Source organism: Hyphomicrobium nitrativorans NL23, from assembly GCF_000503895.1.
Taxonomy (GTDB): domain Bacteria; phylum Pseudomonadota; class Alphaproteobacteria; order Rhizobiales; family Hyphomicrobiaceae; genus Hyphomicrobium_C; species Hyphomicrobium_C nitrativorans.
Genome location: NC_022997.1, coordinates 2179174 through 2194488 on the forward strand (window position 1 = coordinate 2179174; position 15315 = coordinate 2194488).

Genomic DNA, 15315 nt, shown 5'->3' on the forward strand with positions numbered 1-15315 from the left:
GTCGAACTCAAGCGCTGCCACGTGGCCACAAACTATATGAAGCGCGCAAAAGCTCAAAAATCCGTGGCTTCGGTTTACGCCGGACCGGGCTGCTTCAAAACGGCCTCGCCGATAAAGCCCATGCCCTGGGAGATGTCGGCGGCGATGGCGGCTTCGAGCGCGGCGCGGTCTCGCCGTTCGATGGCTGCGATGGCGGCCTGATGATGGTCCTCCAGCGTGGATGTGCCGATCCGGCCGTACGCCATGCGCATGAAGGGGCCGAACTGCAGCCAGATGCTCTCCACCAGCGCCAGCAGCGTTTCGGCGCCGGCCTCAGCGTAAATCGCGAAATGAAAGCGGAAGTTGCTCTGCATGTAGCCGGGGACATCGCCGTCGGCCATGGCGCGATCGACGGCGCGGTCGTGGCTCGCGATGTGCGCAAGCTCGGTCTTGCCGATGCGATCCATCGCGCGGGAGGCCAGTTCCGGTTCGAGTGCGAGACGGGCGAAGACGATCTCCTGGAAGCGTTCCTCCGTCATTGGCGGCACAAGGACGCGCCGGTTGTCTTGCATTTTGAGCGCGCGCTCAGCGATGAGGCGGCGCACTGCCTCGCGAATGGGCATCGGACTGACGCCCATGCTTTCGGCGAGACCGCGCAGCGTGATCGCGCTGCCGGGCGGGACGCCTCCGAACAGAATGCGTTCGCGCAAGCCACGGTAAACGCTCTCGTGCGTCGTTACGCTGGGCACTTGCGAAGCGTTTGGTGCAGTGCGGGATTGCGCCGTCCGTTTGCGCGGCGGCGAAGGGGGCGGAGCGGATCGTGCTCTCTCTGACATGGCGTCGTGCCCGTGCTTCGCGGTGTCGACCGTCAACGTGTGCCTCAAATTTCAGCACAGCGTAGGCGGATCGATGTGCCGGCACGATATGTGTTCCGGTATCTAAACGCTTGTAGCGCGCGCTCAATGTGATCACAATGGTCTCGTCGGGCCGGAAACGGGAGAGACCCGTTGGCCGAGCGTCCGGCGCAGGGAATCTCCGGGAGTTGGTCGCATGATTGATTTGAGACGTACCCGCACGATTGCGGCGCTTTCGCTGGCCTTGATGGCGTTCGGCGCCACGGCTCCGGCGGTGGCCCAGGGCGGGCAGGTGAGAGTTTACAACTGGTCCGACTACATCGATCCCGACATCATCAAAGACTTCGAAACGAAGACCGGCATCAAGGTCACCTACGACGTGTTCGACAGCAACGAGCTGTTGGAAACCAAGCTCCTTGCGGGCGGCAGCGGCTACGACGTCGTCGTGCCGACGGGATCGTTCCTTTCGCGGCAGGTGAAGGCCGGCGTCTTCCAGCCGCTCGACAAGTCCAAGCTGCCTAACTTGAAAAACATGTGGCCTCTCATCCAAGAGCGCACCGCGCGCTACGATCCGGACAACGCGTTTTCGATCAACTACATGTGGGGCACGACGGGCATCGGCTACAACGAGGCGATGGTGAAGGAGCGGATGGCGGATGCGCCGGTCGATTCCTGGAAGCTCGTTTTCGACCCCGAGATCGCAAAGAAATTCGAGAGCTGCGGCATCTACTTCCTCGATGCAGCCGACGACATCATTCCCGCCGCGCTTCACTATCTCGGTCTCGATCCCAACAGCAATGACGCAGCCGACATCGAAAAGGCCGCCGCTCACCTCGAAAAAATCCGGCCCTTCATCCGGAAGTTTCATTCCTCGGAGTTCATCAATGCGCTGGCGAACGGCGACATCTGTATCGCGGTCGGCTATTCCGGCGACATCCTGCAGGCGCGGGATCGTGCGGACGAAGCGGACAATGGCGTGACCGTGATCTACTCGCTGCCGAAGGAAGGCGCGCAGATGTGGTTCGATCAGATGGCCATTCCGGCCGATGCCTCGAATGTCGAGGAAGCGCACGCGTTCCTCAACTTCATGATGGAGCCTGAAGTGATCGCGAAGGCCTCCAACTATGCAAATTATGCGAGTGGAAACCTCGCATCGCTCGAATTCGTCGATGAAGGGATCAAGGGCGATGGCGCGATCTACCCGGACGAGGAGACGCTCGGGAAGCTCTATGTGAAAGATTCCTATACCGGGGCGACGCAACGGGCCGTCACCCGGGCGTGGACCCGGATCGTGACAGGACGATAGAAGCCTCAAACGCGCCCGCAGATTTTCGGGCGCGTTTTTTCTTCCCCTTTTTATGCCCTGGGCGAGACGGTGCCGGCGGTCGTTGCCGGCCAGAACCGAGGATGTTGGACCATGAGTGATCCTCTCACGGCGGCCGCGCCGATTGCCGCTTCTTCGGAGCCGCAGGCGCGCCGCGCGCGTACGCCGGCCCCGCAATCCGGTTTTGCGCCGTGGAAGGATCCGGCCAAGGCGCCGATCGTACGCTTCGAAAACGTGGTCAAGCGGTTCGGCGATTTCGTCGCCGTCAAGGACTGCACGCTCGACATTTACGAGCGCGAATTTTTCTCTCTGCTCGGGCCCTCGGGATGCGGGAAGACGACGCTTCTTCGGATGCTCGCTGGCTTCGAAAAGCCGACCAGCGGGCGCATCCTCGTGGCCGGGGAGGACATTACGGATCTTCAGCCCTACGAGCGGCCGGTCAACATGATGTTCCAGTCCTACGCGCTTTTCCCGCACATGACGGTGGAGCAGAATATCGGCTTCGGCCTCAAGCAGGAAGGAATGCCCAAGGATCAGATCGCCACGCGCGTTGAGGAGGCGATGACGATGCTGGAGCTCAACCGTTTCGGGAAGCGCAAGCCGCATCAGCTTTCCGGCGGTCAGCAGCAGCGGGTGGCGCTTGCGCGGGCCATCGCGAAAAAGCCACGCATCGTGCTGCTCGACGAGCCTCTCGGAGCGCTCGACAAGCGGCTGAGGCAACAGGCCCAGTTCGAGCTCATGTACATTCAGGAGACGACGGGGACGACGTTCATCATCGTGACCCACGATCAGGAAGAGGCGATGACGGTGTCGAGCCGCATCGCCGTCATGGATCACGGCGAGTTCGTCCAGGTGGCGACGCCGGGTGACATCTATGAAGCGCCGAATTCGCGCTACGTGGCGAATTTCATCGGGGACGTGAACCTGTTCGAAGGCAAGGTGGGCGCGGTGTCTGGCGGGTTCGTCGACCTCGATTGGGCCGGCGGGCGCGCCCGGTTCAAGGCCGTGGCGCCGGAGGGCGTGAGCGTGGGGCAGGACGTATGGCTGTCGCTGAGGCCGGAAAAGATCCGCATCGCGCTCGACAAGCCGGGCGACGGCAACAATGCGGTCGAGGGCAAGGTCGTCGATATCGGCTATCTCGGCTCGATCTCTCAGTATCACGTGGAGCTTGCCAACGGCGAGATGGTGAAGGCGTTGCGCGCCAACTCGGCGAGCACCGTGGAGCGGCCTATCAGTTGGGAGGATCGGGTCTGGCTCGAATGGCCGGCGGACGCCGGCGTCGTGCTCACGCGATAGGAGGGCGACATGCGCCGGTGGCTTCTGATTTCCGTTCCCTATCTCTGGCTTTTCGTTTTCTTCCTCGTCCCGTTCTTTATCGTCTTCAAGATCTCGTTGTCGGACACCGAGATCGCGATCCCGCCTTACACGCCGCTGCTCGATCTCTCCGAGGGATGGGCCGGCATCAAAGATTTCTTCAGCCAGCTCGATTTCGAGAACTATCGGATCATCTTCAGCGATGCGCTCTATGTGAACGCGTACGGCTCGTCACTGAGGATCGCGTTCATCTCGACGCTGATCACGCTCGCGGTCGGGTTTCCGATCGCGTATGGCATGGCGCGTGCGCCGAAGGCGTGGCAGCCGATGCTTCTGATGCTTGTGATCCTGCCGTTCTGGACGTCGTTTCTGATCCGAGTCTATGCGTGGATCGGCATCCTCAAGCAGGAAGGGCTGCTCAATCATTTCCTCATGAGTTTCGGGCTGATCAGCGTGCCGCTCAACATTTTGCATACGGAGACGGCGGTTCATATCGGTATCGTCTATTCGTATCTGCCGTTCATGATCCTCCCGCTCTATGCGAGCCTCGAAAAGATCAATCCGGCGCTTCTCGAAGCGGCCGCGGATCTCGGCTCGCCGCCCTGGAAATCGTTCTGGCAGGTGACGTTCCCGCTCTCGATGCCGGGCGTCCTGGCCGGCTCGTTCCTCGTCTTCATTCCCGCTGTCGGCGAGTTCGTGATCCCGGATCTGCTGGGCGGGTCCGATACGCTGATGATCGGCAAGACGCTGTGGATCGAGTTCTTCTCGAACCGTGACTGGCCGGTGGCGTCGGCCGTGGCGGTCGTGCTGCTGCTGGTGCTGGTCGTGCCCATTGTGCTGTTCCAGCGCAATCAGGAGCAACTCAGGGAAAGGGAGGCCGGGCGATGAGACGCTTTAGCTGGTTCAACGCCACGTCGATCGCGCTCGGCTTCGCGTTTCTCTACATCCCCATTCTGCTGCTCGTGATCTACAGCTTCAACGAGTCGCGCCTCGTGACGGTTTGGGGCGGCTGGTCGACGAAGTGGTACGCCAGCATGTTGCAGAACGAGCAACTGCTGACGGCCGCGTGGGTGACGTTGCGCGTTGCGTTCGTCTCATCGACGCTGGCCGTCATTCTGGGCACGCTGGCGGCTGTCGTTCTGGTTCGTGCGGGGCGGTTTCCCGGGCGCACGCTGTTCTCGGGGCTCATTTTTGCGCCGCTGGTGATGCCCGAGGTGATCACCGGCCTTTCGTTGCTGCTCCTGTTCGTGGCTGTAGGGTTCGCGCGCGGGTTCTGGACGGTCGTGATTGCGCACGCCACGTTCTCGATGTGCTTTGCCGCCGTCGTCGTGCAGGCGCGCCTCTACGATTTCGACAAGTCGGTCGAGGAGGCGGCCATGGACCTCGGCGCGACGCCGGTGCGCACCTTCATGCAGGTGACACTGCCGATCATCGCGCCTTCGGTGATCTCGGCGTGGCTCCTGGCGTTCACGCTGTCGCTCGACGACCTCGTGATTGCAAGCTTCACCACAGGGCCCGGCGCGACGACGCTTCCGATGCGGATCTACAGTCAGGTGCGATTGGGTGTGACGCCGGAGATCAACGCGATTTCGACAGTGATGATCGGGTTCGTGACGATCGGCGTGCTTATTGCGTCTTATGCCACGAAGCGATCGAGCGCGCGCCGCGAGCGCGATTTGAGGACTGCCGAGGCGGGTGGAACGTAGCGCGGGCGCGCGCTCTTCGCGCGAGCGGGTGACGGGGCACGCGCTCCTCTTTGGACTACGTGAGGGGTACGATCTCGACCGTATGAGCCAGCGGCTCCGCGCCCGGCTGAGCCGGCCAGTCGCCGAAGTTGCGCATCTCCCCGCTTGTGCGAAGCCGCCGGAGCGAGGCGAGATCCACCTCCGCATACACCCACTGGTGCGCGTTGAGCGTGCCTTCCGCGAGCACGCCGGTATCGCTCACGCCATGCTCGGGCGGCACGTAGATGCCTGCGGCCCCCACGTTGAGATCGACCGCCGGCGACCACGGCGCATCTCCCACGGTCGGGCTCTGCACGGTGACGATGGTATTTTCGAGCGCGCGTGCTTCCGATCCGGTCCGCACGCGATGGTAGCCGGAGATCCGCTCCGTGCACGAGGGCACGAGGATCGCTTCCGCACCGGCTTCGACGGCGGCGCGGGCCAGCAGCGGAAATTCGCTATCGTAGCAAATGAGGATCGAGAGACGGCCGAGGTCGGTCTCGAACACGCGCAACGGCCCACCCGCCGTGACGCCCCAGCCGTGCTCGAACGGCGTCATGATCAGCTTTTCCTGCACGCCGACTTTGCCATCCGGCGTCACGAGCTGTGCGGCATTGACGAAGCGTCCGTCGTCCGTCTTCGCCGGCCCCGAGCCCACGAGAATGTGCACGTTGTGCGTAGACGCCAGTGCGGCGTGGAATGCCACGCGCTTCTCCGCGAGCGCCGCCACCTGTTCGAGCGTCGTCGTGAGGTCGCCGTAGACGGCAGGCCCGAGAGCGGCGGCCTGTTCGATTGCGGCATATTCGGGAAACACGAGAAGGTCGGCGCCCGTTGCCGCGCCGTCCGCCACCCACGACGCGATCTTCGTTTCCCATTCACCGAGCGACTCCGGCTGGCCGATCGGATACTGCGCGGCGGCAACTTTGAGAACGGACGCTTCGGCCATCAGAGTGCTCTCATCCAGAACTGCATGGTGTGGGTTGTCTCGTCCGCCTGGTCGACGTCCTTCCAGTCGTACGTCGCGGTGAGGCCCGGCACGGGTGCGTAGCCCCGTCTGGCCCAGAACCTGTCGAGCGGAATGTAATCTTCGGGCTTCAGCGGATGGTCGTCCGGCCGAACCACGCGGCAGAAGGTGGAATGCGTGAAGCCGCCGAGGGCGTGCGCGCGCCCTTCGCGCAGATCGAAGAACTTATGCCCAAGGCCATGCCCGCGATGGCTCTTGAGCAGCACGCTCTCGCCGCAATAGAAAATTTTGTCGAGGTCGTAACCGGCGGCCCGGAACGGCTCGCCGAATTCGTCCGCGTGCTCGACCATCGGCGCACCCGTCGACGCGCCGACCACGAGGTCGCCATCGCGCGCAACCACGCAAACGGCCCCCTTCGCGGCGGCGAATTTGGCGAGATACGTCTCCTCGTACTCAAGCGAGCCGTCATAGAGATAGGGCCAGTCGCGGAACACGGTGATCCGGAGCCGTGCCAGATCCGGAAGGATGGAGAGAATGTCCTCCCCCGACAGCGCGGAAACCTCGATGCTCATCTCGTTTCCTTTCCTGGCCTTCCGGGGCGCGACCCGCCCGTCACGGGAGGCGCCGGCAAAGCGGTACCGGGAGAGCCGGAGGGAAGCGGCGAGAAGAACCTATGAGAGCCGCAGGGCCTCCGCCGGTCTCCCGCTCCGGGCAATTCGGACGCTGGCTTACGCCACCTGCGCGATCCAGTCCGTCAGATTGTAGTACGTCGTGACGCGGGCAATCTTCCCGTCGCGGATCGCAAAGAACGTTCCGGCCGGAAGAACGTACTTCTGGCCCTGAGCCGGCGGCAGCTCGCTGTCCGTGTTGAGGTACTCGCCGTTGACGTTGAATTCGGCTGCAGCCCGCGTGCCGTCCTTCGACACCAGCACCGCGATCTCGGTCAGCGTCTCTTTATAGTGGTGCGTCATGCGCGCGTTGAAGGCACGGAACTTCTCGCGGCCGACGCGACGCTCGCCCTGGTTGACGTCGTGAATCACGTCGTCGGTGAGGTGGTCGAGCATGGCGTCGGTGTCACCGGCATTGAAGGCGTCGTAGTAGCTGCGGATCAGTTTGGCCGTCTCGATGCGGGTCTTGCTTTCGGCGTCGCTCATGGCGGGGCTCCCAATTGGTGAAACCCGGCCTCCATAGAGCCTTTCGCCGCGAGATTGAAGGTATCTGTTGGCGCAGGGCAGGGAGGCCCGGCGGGAGGGCCGGAAAGGACGGCTGTCCGGCTTCAAACGCGATCCACTTTTCTTTAGATTTGCAAAGGGTTGCGAACGCGCAGGCCGCTGCTCTCGGCACGAACGATCAGAGGCCTCGGATGAGCGGGTGAGATCTGCGGCGTGGCGAGCGCGCAGGCGGCGGGCTGTCTCGGAATGTCCGAAGGGGCTGCCCGCCGCGAGCCGGTGTTTGTCGTTCTGCCCGGGACGTCGAGGCCCCGGGCGGATCCGCCTGTGACGGCACGAAGCCGCCGGGCTTATTTTTTCTTCGCAGCTTTCTTCTTGGCGGCCGGCCGCTTCTTGATTGCGGTCTTCGCCTTCGTCTTCGTGGCGGTCTTGCGCGCCGTGGTCTTCCTCGCGGCGGCCGTGCGGGCCGTCGTCTTCTTGGCCGCGGTGCGGGCCGGGGTCTTTCTGGTGACGGCCTTCTTCACCGGCTTCTTGGCCGGCTTCTTCTTCACGGCAAGTTTCTTTTTCGCAGGCGCGCGCTTCGCGCTCGCGGCGGTCTTGGTCTTCGCCATAGGTCTTCCTCCTTCTTGAGGTGGGCATCCGCCCTTTCTGGCCGGGTCTGCATCGCACGCGGCAGGCCGCGGGGGGAATTCATCCTCGATCATGCTCAGGTCGGACACCTGTTGTCCGACGTGCTTCGTGTCGCAAGAGCGTCTCGATCGTCGAGCGTGTGTGTCGCGACATCGCGATCACAACGTTCGCAAAGTGCTCGTTGCGGTCCGCACTCTAGAGCACGTTTAAGCGTCTGTGAATTACTGATGCATCGAAAGCTGCGCATTCATCGCATCGTCGATCGTGTGTCGCGTTTCGAGACAATCGATGCTCACGATCGGTTTGCGCACGCTGCGCGAGGTGTGATGCATCGATGAGCGAGTGCGCAAAAGACCTTGAAGCAAAGGCATAACTGAGCACGAACATGTGCGCGCTCGCGATGTCGAAGTCTCGCTCGATCGATGCGTTTCGCTACTCGCCGACGACGTGCAGCACGATCTTGCGCGCGTGGGGTGCGACGCGATGCTCGAAGAGATAGAGCCCTTGCCACGTGCCGAGCAGGAGGCGGCCGTTCGAGATCGGGATGGTGATCGACGTCTGAGTGAGCGCGCTCTTCACGTGCGCGGGCATGTCGTCGGGTCCTTCGAGCGTGTGGACGAAGAGTGGGTCGCACTCGGGAACGAGCCGGCGAAAGAAGGCGAGCAGGTCGCGCTGGACATCCGGATCCGCGTTCTCCTGGATGACGAGAGAGGCCGACGTGTGCCGGCAAAAGGCCGTGAGCTGTCCGAGCGCGATCCCGGACGCGGCGACGAAAGCCTGCGCGTCCCGCGTGATTTCGTAGAGCCCCTGGCCTTTCGTGGAGAAGGTGAACTCGGTCTGATCCTGGTGCATGAGCCTGTCTCCGTCTTGTTTTCCGGGCGTATCGAGGCGTGCAAACACCCCATGCGTTCTGCCGGAAGCCGGCCTATATAGAGAGAATGAGCAGAGCCTTCGTCAAAGAACAGGATGGGTCGGACGCGTTCGAGGAGCTTCCCGAGCGCCTGATCTCCTCGCACCCGAACCTCGTCACCGAAGAGGGCCTCGCACGCATCGAGGAGGAACTCGCGCGTGCCGAGCAGGCTTATGCCGCCGCCCAGGCCGCGGTCGACCGTGCAGCTCTTGCGGTCGCAGGGCGGGATGTCCGCTATTGGACCCAGCGGCGCGCGTCCGCTGAACTGGTGCCGCCACCGGCCGATACCGGCGAGGTGCGCTTCGGCGCCCGCGTTACCATCGTGCGTGAAGATGGGCGCCGTCAGTCGTATCGGATCGTGGGCGAGGATGAAGCCGACCCGGCGCAGGGCACGCTCTCATATGTCTCGCCGCTCGCCCGCGCGCTGATCGGGAAGAGTGTGGGGGAGACGGCGCGCATCGGCCCGGGCGAGGTCGAGATCGTTGCCATCGACTGAAGGTGTCTCGGCGCTTGCCGGACGGCCCATCCCCGATCTAGGTTTCAGATGTGCCTTCGAACCGCGAGGCGCAGGCGGGGATTTCCAGACGGGTTTGAGAGGGCTTGAAGCTTGAAACGGATCGGTCCATGGCTGATCGCCTTGATCTCGCTGTCGCTCGCCGGGCTGGCGCGCGGCGAGAGCGGCACAGAGGGTGCAAACCCCGGGCTCGTCGAGGTGAAGGTGGGGATCAACACCCTGAGCAAGGCCGATCGCGCCACGCTTTGGCGCCGCGTGGACGAGTACGCGACCGTCGATGCCGTCCTGGAATTCTGCGGCCGCAAGCTCAATCTTCAACGCCGCACGTGGGCGGCTGTTGCGCCCTGTGTCGAGGTAACGTCGCTGCGCCGTGTCGCGGCAGCGTTCCGCTCCAAGAAGGCCGGATACCTCAAGGGCTGGGAAGAAACCCACGGAGAGCCGGAGAAGAAGACGGCGCTGTGCGAGTCCATGAAACCCCGCCTCGCCGAGTACTCAAAGATCCTGGACGCCCACATCGAGGAAGCGAGAACGATGTGCAGCGTCTGTATTTTCTGCTGACGGACCGGCGCGGCCAGCGGCATCCTTGGGGCCGGCATCCTTAGGGCCGGTATCCTTAGGGAAAGTGTGCCCACTTCCGCCACATTGGTTCCACGGATTTTCGGTAAACTCAGCATAGTCCGGTGACTCGCCGGGCCTCTCACGCCTGATCCGAGGACTGTCCCCACATGTCGCCGAAGACGCTCGCCTTCCACCTCCTGCTCGCCTTCGCGCTCGTCGTCGGCGCCGTCCGCGAGAGCCATGCCGCTTCCGCCCGCGCGATAGACGCCGATGTCGATGCCGCGCTGAGCCGCTTCTATCGGACGGTCGGCGGTGCGCGAGAGCTGGTACAGGACGCCGCCGGCGTGTTGGTGTTCCCCTCCGTGATCAAGGCGGGCATCGGCTTCGGCGGGGAATACGGCGAAGGCGCGCTGCTCCGCCACGGTCATACGGACGACTATTACAACATGGTGTCGGCCTCCGTCGGCTTTCAGCTCGGCGTGCAGGCGCGCACGGTCATCATTCTGTTCATGACCGAAGAAGCGCTCTGGGATTTCCGGCGCAAGCAAGGCTGGAAAGTCGGCGTGGATGGATCGGTGACGCTCGTCACGGTCGGTGTCGGCGGATCGATCGACACCAACCAGATCAGGAGGCCCGTGATCGGCTTTATCCTCGATCAGAAGGGCCTGATGTACAACCTCACCCTCGAAGGCTCCAAGATCTCACGCATCGATCGCTGAGCCGTCGCGACGCCCGTTGTGAGGTCACGCCGCTACGGAGGTTCGCGTTCGACGGGCGACGGCCCCCAGTGACGGCCCCTCCGCTGGGGCGGGCGGCCCCGTATCTAGACCGGCGTCGTACACCCTGACACAGCCGCGCCCGTCGCGCTTGGCGCGATAGAGCGCGAGATCGGCCTTCACCAGAACCGCATCGATTTCGCAGTCTGTCGGCAGTTCGACCGCAACCGCCCCAAGGCTGATGCTGACGGGGACGATGTGTTTTCCGAACCGCACGGGCGCCATCAGGGTCTTGGCGATGCGCCCTGCGATGGCCTCCGCATCGCCGGGGTGTGCGAGAGGCGCGGTCAGAAGCGCAAATTCGTCGCCGCCGAGGCGAGCCGCGATGGCAAGAGCGTCGCCCTGGCCTTTGAGACGAGACGCGATGGCTTGCAAGACCGCATCGCCCGCGGCGTGGCCCAGGGTATCGTTGACCGTCTTGAAGTCATCGCAGTCGATCAGCATCACCGCGCGGATGGACGCCGGCCTTGACGCGTCGTGCAAGGCGTCTCCAAGCGTGCTCATGAACCAGCCGCGATTGGCGAGGCCCGTCGCGGTATCGTGCTGCGAAGCGAAAACGGCGGCCGCCTCGCTTTCCGCGAGTTGGCGCGTCAGGTGCCGCATGGTCAACGCACCGGCGAGCGTCAGCAGAAGCACGATAGCGAGCGACAGCGCGATAGCCGGTGCCGCGGCCCGGATCACCGCATTCCCCGGTTTCGTAAACTCCCATGCGAGGTGCGTGACGACGTTTCCGTCCGCGTCCCGAACCGCCTGCGTATATGCGCCGGTATCCCGCGAATGCGTCTCGGCGACGTGTTTGATGTCGCCGATGTCGGCCAGCGCCTCGACTTTGTCGAGCGTCGCCTCGGTGAGATGCTGGATTCCGACCAGGAGCGTGGGCTCGATCGGGGCCTGATGGCCTTCGCTCTCCGGTGCGAACGGTGTCACCGTGACCATGGCGGGGTGCCCGTCGACGATCGCCATATCGGTGACGTAGATGCCGTCGTTCACGCCGTCCAGCACGTGGTCTCCAAAGCCTTCGCCCGCAGCGTGAGCCTTCCGGTAGAGGTCGCGTGCGCGTGTCATCGCGCGAGCCGCAGGGGCGAGCCGACGCGTCGCATCGTCAGCCGCAGGCGCGCCGGACACCCCGGACGCGAAAATCGCCTTGCCGCTCGGATCGACGACGACGAGTTCCTGCGGTCCCTCCGACGAGAGCGCCTGGCTTCCGAAGTTTGCGTGCAGCCAATTCGCTTCTTGCGACAGCACGACGTTGCGGAACGCTTCGTCGCGGAGCGCGTGTCCCAGCAGCTCCGAGGCGTGGATCTCGCCCAGCAGCTTGAGGCCGCGTTCGAGCGCTGCGGCTTCCTGTTTGAGGGCCGCCTTGTTGATGCCCTCGATGACGACGACCGCGTTGCGCCCGAGCAGCAAGACCGCGGCGAGCGCCGGCAGCGCCATGGCCAGCCCGATCCAGCGGACCAGCTTCAATCCCTGTGCGTTTTGTCGTTGAGCCATTCTCCGGCCCCGCTCCCCCATGAACTCAAGTCCTGCACAGGTTAATGGAGTTCGCTTGACGAACCGCGCGAAGCACGGCTCGAATGCGAGCAATCGCGTCAACGATCTGTTTATTTTCGAGGCGGGCCGGATGCGGAGAGAGCCGCCGCCGAAGCGCCCGCGCCGGGATCAGCCGCCCTTCCGATACGTGCCGAGCAACACCGCTTCCGCGAGCACGTGGCCAGCCATCGCGGCCTCCACATCGGCCTTGGCCGGGTTCGAAAGGCCATCGAGACGCGTATCGAGCGCGTAGAGCTTGTGGAAGTAGCGGTGCCGGCCGATTGGCGGGCAGGGGCCGCCGTAGCCGGTGTGCTCCCAGTCGTTGAGGCCGTCTTCCGTTCCCGACGGTCGCGCGTCGGCCGCGACAGCCGCGGGAAGTCCGGTCGAATCCGGCGGCAGATTATAGAGCACCCAATGCACCCAGGTCCGCTGCGGCGCGGCCGGGTCCGGCGCGTCTGGATCGTCGACGATGAGCACCAGGCTCTCGGTCCCGGCCGGTGCGTTGCTCCACGCGAGCGGCGGAGAGATGTCGTCCCCCTCGCATGTATAGAGACGCGGGATCTCGCCGCCGTCCGCGAAAGCCGTCGAGGTGAGGGTGAATGTCATCGCGTTGCTCCGGTTTCGAACCCGTTCCACGCTATCAAATGGGGGTATTTCGTAAACCGTTCCGGTGCATGGAAACATCTCCGGGCGTCGCCGGTATCGGGAACCGCCATCCGCGAGCCGCGGACGGGTTGCGCCCGGTCCGATCTCCTGCATGATGCCGCCAGACGATCAGAGGACATGCCCCGATGCCGCGTACCGCTCTTCTCCTTCTCGCCGCCTTCGCGCTTTTGCCGCCTGTGACGTCTGCCGCCGAGGCGGGCCGCAGAGATGACGGCAAACGCCTCGCGTCTCAGACGAAGCCGCTGAAGGATTGCACGCGTCTCAACGCCCGCTACGGATATTACGCAAACCCGTGGTGCACCGCCGCCGAGCAGGACCGCTGGGATCGCTGGGAAGCGCGCCGCCTCAGCGGGCGGCGCTGACGATCGCACGGGCGCGCGTATCGCGCGCCAGGAGATCTATCCGGGGCTTCTGCGCATCGTGGCGGGACTTCACTCGTCGCCGCGTTTCGTCTCGACGTGGAAGCGATGCAGCACGCGATGCGCGATCGGCGCCAGCACGAACCCTGCGCCGATCACGATAATGAGCCCGGAGAGAATGGCGTAGAAGCCCGCGAAGAGTTTGCCTGCCGTCGTATGCACCTGATCCACGGGGCCCATGCCCGACAGGATCATCGCCGCGTTCACGAACGAATCCGCAAGTCCCATGCCCTCGGTCACGGAATAGCCGGTCATGCCGATGACGAGGCCGCCGAACGTGAGCATCGCCCACAGCAGAAGCGCCCGCCCCATCCGCTGCGCGAACTGCGGGCGAGGGATCACCTTCTCCGACTTGTGCTCGAACGGGATGAGGGGAGCGGGCATTTAGGGTCTGTCCTCAATATTCGATGGGCATTGACGCGAGGACTTTCGTGTCATGCTGGAAGCATGTCTCCGACATGACCCGGCAGGAGCGGAAACGCAGCAAACCTCCATGGTTTGCAAGTTTTCGCGTCGTGCTGGAAGCACGCCTCCGGCATGACCCGGCAGTGCGAAAGGACCGCGCCCCTCCGGGGTGAGCCAAGACAAGCCAATGGCGGCGTCAAATCGCTTGCCCGATGCGCAAGCATCGCGCGTCGTGCTGGAAGCACGCCTCCGGCGTGACGCGCTTTTCCTGGCCCTTGGCTTGTCTTAGCTCATCAATGTCCCATCGAATATTGAGGACAGACCCTAATCCCTCCTCAGCACGACGGCCAGACCGTCATGATCTCCGGTCGTGACCTCGGGGTTGTTTGCAATCGCATTGCCGAGCGGCACCGTGCCAGTCTGCCGATATCGGGAATGCTCGGCAAGAGCACGCGCGAAGCCGTCGCGCGCCTGGTTGAACGAAGCGTAGCGATGCGGCGGGTCGCGCAGGAAGTTCACCGCCTCCCGGCTGAACGCGCCGATGAAGACAAAGCCATGTTCGCTCGCATGAGGACCGAAGATGCGGCCGTGGTTGTTCGTTTCCTCGAAGACGCGATTTGAAAAGGCGTCGTCGCGGCCTTGCGGAAGCTGGTGATACAGCGCGCCGCCCACGTATCCGCGATAGCCTGTGGAATGTCCGAAGCGAACCGGATAGCCCGCAGCCGTGGCTGCCGCGACGAGCGCCTTGCGCGCTTCGTCCGCGCTCGAAGACGACGCATCGATCAGAACGACGTTGATCGGCTCATGCAACTTCTTGCCGTCGACACGCTCGCCCAGCCAATGCGCGATCGACCCATCCTTAGCGATCATCCATTTTCCGATGGCCGGAAGCCCCGCCGGGCTCGCGATCTCGCTTTGAGGGATGGACGGTGCGTCAAGGACAGGCTTATCGGCGGCAGTCGCGGTGGCGGCGGTGACCAACGCCAGAAGCGTGCATGACACCAACATCCGTCTCGCGAGCGCTCGGCACCCGATTTTTCTGCATCGATGCTTGAACGCCAAGAGAGACCGCACGGTGTAAAGCCGCATCATCCATCCAACTCCGTCGCGCCTTGGAAGGCAGGCCTCTCAGACACGTCGCGCCCTATTGCGCATTGTTTCGGACGCGCGGCGTTAAACGCGCCACACATCGCCGGGCGCCCATGCCGTCACGCGTGAAGTATGTTGCAATATTACGCTGGAATTTGAAGCGTTTGTAGAAATTTGGTCTCCGGCGTGCCGTTGCGACGCCGTTCTCAGCGCCTACATACGTGGATAGGTCAACAATCGCGGAGGACGATCCATGTATATGACGAGTGGGCTTCAGAGCCAGGCTGCAGAGGTTCGCGACGAGACTTACGAGAGCATCATCGAGCACGCAAAATCTCACGCTCGCCGGTATGCGGCGCTCGACACGCAGGAAGGGCGCACGGCCGCCGTGGCCGTGTTGCGCTTCGCGCGCAGTCTGCGAACGCGCCGTAAACGCTTGCACGCATAGCCGCCAACAAAAAACCCCCGAGCATCACTCGGGGGTTTTCTT

At 63.7% G+C, this 15315-nt stretch carries 19 protein-coding genes; 9 read left to right on the forward strand and 10 right to left on the reverse strand.

The genetic code is table 11. The features are described 5' to 3' along the window. Window positions 1-74 precede the first annotated feature (74 nt). A complete protein-coding gene (locus W911_RS10130; protein ID WP_041318345.1) occupies window positions 75-815 on the reverse strand; it encodes a GntR family transcriptional regulator in 741 nt (246 codons plus the stop codon). Between the two features lie 214 nt (window positions 816-1029). Between W911_RS10130 and W911_RS10135 the strand changes: the two genes are divergently transcribed. The 4 genes from W911_RS10135 (at window position 1030) to W911_RS10150 (ending at window position 5177) form a co-directional block, all read left to right on the forward strand. Next, window positions 1030-2139: a polyamine ABC transporter substrate-binding protein gene (locus W911_RS10135; protein WP_023787446.1), complete on the forward strand. Its 1110-nt coding sequence runs from the start codon at window positions 1030-1032 to the stop codon at window positions 2137-2139. Between the two features lie 111 nt (window positions 2140-2250). Then, window positions 2251-3453: an ABC transporter ATP-binding protein gene (locus W911_RS10140; protein ID WP_023787447.1), complete on the forward strand. Its 1203-nt coding sequence runs from the start codon at window positions 2251-2253 to the stop codon at window positions 3451-3453. Between the two features lie 9 nt (window positions 3454-3462). After that, a complete protein-coding gene (locus tag W911_RS10145) occupies window positions 3463-4359 on the forward strand; it encodes an ABC transporter permease (protein WP_023787448.1) in 897 nt (298 codons plus the stop codon). Next, window positions 4356-5177 (forward strand): ABC transporter permease, encoded by an 822-nt coding sequence (locus tag W911_RS10150; protein WP_023787449.1) that lies wholly within the window; start codon window positions 4356-4358, stop codon window positions 5175-5177. Before W911_RS10145 ends, W911_RS10150 begins: the two co-directional genes overlap by 4 nt. 55 nt (window positions 5178-5232) lie before the next feature. On the opposite strand, the gene W911_RS10155 is transcribed toward W911_RS10150, so the two are convergent. The 5 genes from W911_RS10155 to W911_RS10175 form a co-directional block, all read right to left on the reverse strand. Next, window positions 5233-6141, reverse strand: coding sequence for a carbon-nitrogen hydrolase family protein (locus W911_RS10155; protein WP_023787450.1), 909 nt, complete (start codon window positions 6139-6141; stop codon window positions 5233-5235). Further along, window positions 6141-6731 (reverse strand): hypothetical protein, encoded by a 591-nt coding sequence (locus W911_RS10160; RefSeq protein WP_023787451.1) that lies wholly within the window; start codon window positions 6729-6731, stop codon window positions 6141-6143. Before W911_RS10160 ends, W911_RS10155 begins: the two co-directional genes overlap by 1 nt. Window positions 6732-6887: 156 nt before the next feature. Next, on the reverse strand, window positions 6888-7313 hold the full coding sequence (locus tag W911_RS10165; RefSeq protein WP_023787452.1) for a ketosteroid isomerase-related protein: 426 nt from the start codon (window positions 7311-7313) through the stop codon (window positions 6888-6890). Between the two features lie 365 nt (window positions 7314-7678). Continuing rightward, window positions 7679-7939: a hypothetical protein gene (locus W911_RS10170; RefSeq protein ID WP_051388543.1), complete on the reverse strand. Its 261-nt coding sequence runs from the start codon at window positions 7937-7939 to the stop codon at window positions 7679-7681. Between the two features lie 451 nt (window positions 7940-8390). Beyond that, a complete protein-coding gene (locus tag W911_RS10175; RefSeq protein ID WP_041316467.1) occupies window positions 8391-8810 on the reverse strand; it encodes a secondary thiamine-phosphate synthase enzyme YjbQ in 420 nt (139 codons plus the stop codon). Between the two features lie 86 nt (window positions 8811-8896). Between W911_RS10175 and greA the strand changes: the two genes are divergently transcribed. The 3 genes from greA (at window position 8897) to W911_RS10190 (ending at window position 10659) form a co-directional block, all read left to right on the forward strand. Continuing rightward, window positions 8897-9364 carry a transcription elongation factor GreA gene (gene greA / locus W911_RS10180; protein ID WP_023787455.1) on the forward strand — a complete coding sequence of 156 codons (468 nt, stop codon included), beginning with the start codon at window positions 8897-8899 and terminating at the stop codon, window positions 9362-9364. A 111-nt stretch (window positions 9365-9475) separates the two neighbouring features. Then, window positions 9476-9940 carry a hypothetical protein gene (locus W911_RS10185; protein WP_023787456.1) on the forward strand — a complete coding sequence of 155 codons (465 nt, stop codon included), beginning with the start codon at window positions 9476-9478 and terminating at the stop codon, window positions 9938-9940. Between the two features lie 167 nt (window positions 9941-10107). Continuing rightward, window positions 10108-10659: a BPSL1445 family SYLF domain-containing lipoprotein gene (locus W911_RS10190; RefSeq protein ID WP_023787457.1), complete on the forward strand. Its 552-nt coding sequence runs from the start codon at window positions 10108-10110 to the stop codon at window positions 10657-10659. 24 nt (window positions 10660-10683) lie between these two features. On the opposite strand, the gene W911_RS10195 is transcribed toward W911_RS10190, so the two are convergent. Both W911_RS10195 and W911_RS10200 read right to left on the reverse strand, forming a co-directional pair. Beyond that, on the reverse strand, window positions 10684-12207 hold the full coding sequence (locus W911_RS10195; protein ID WP_158412857.1) for a GGDEF domain-containing protein: 1524 nt from the start codon (window positions 12205-12207) through the stop codon (window positions 10684-10686). A 168-nt stretch (window positions 12208-12375) separates the two neighbouring features. Continuing rightward, window positions 12376-12852 (reverse strand): YbhB/YbcL family Raf kinase inhibitor-like protein, encoded by a 477-nt coding sequence (locus W911_RS10200; protein ID WP_023787459.1) that lies wholly within the window; start codon window positions 12850-12852, stop codon window positions 12376-12378. Between the two features lie 185 nt (window positions 12853-13037). On the opposite strand from W911_RS10200, the gene W911_RS10205 reads away from it, so the two are divergent. Then, window positions 13038-13274, forward strand: a complete 237-nt coding sequence (locus W911_RS10205; RefSeq protein ID WP_023787460.1) for a hypothetical protein — start codon at window positions 13038-13040, stop codon at window positions 13272-13274. 69 nt (window positions 13275-13343) lie between these two features. On the opposite strand, the gene W911_RS10210 is transcribed toward W911_RS10205, so the two are convergent. Both W911_RS10210 and W911_RS10215 read right to left on the reverse strand, forming a co-directional pair. Then, a complete protein-coding gene (locus W911_RS10210; RefSeq protein WP_023787462.1) occupies window positions 13344-13715 on the reverse strand; it encodes a hypothetical protein in 372 nt (123 codons plus the stop codon). A gap of 345 nt (window positions 13716-14060) precedes the next feature. Then, the gene (locus W911_RS10215) at window positions 14061-14744 is read right to left on the reverse strand and encodes a hypothetical protein (protein WP_023787463.1); all 684 of its coding nucleotides are present in this window, start codon (window positions 14742-14744) and stop codon (window positions 14061-14063) included. 334 nt (window positions 14745-15078) lie between these two features. Between W911_RS10215 and W911_RS10220 the strand changes: the two genes are divergently transcribed. Then, the gene (locus W911_RS10220; RefSeq protein WP_023787464.1) at window positions 15079-15273 is read left to right on the forward strand and encodes a hypothetical protein; all 195 of its coding nucleotides are present in this window, start codon (window positions 15079-15081) and stop codon (window positions 15271-15273) included. Window positions 15274-15315 lie beyond the last annotated feature (42 nt).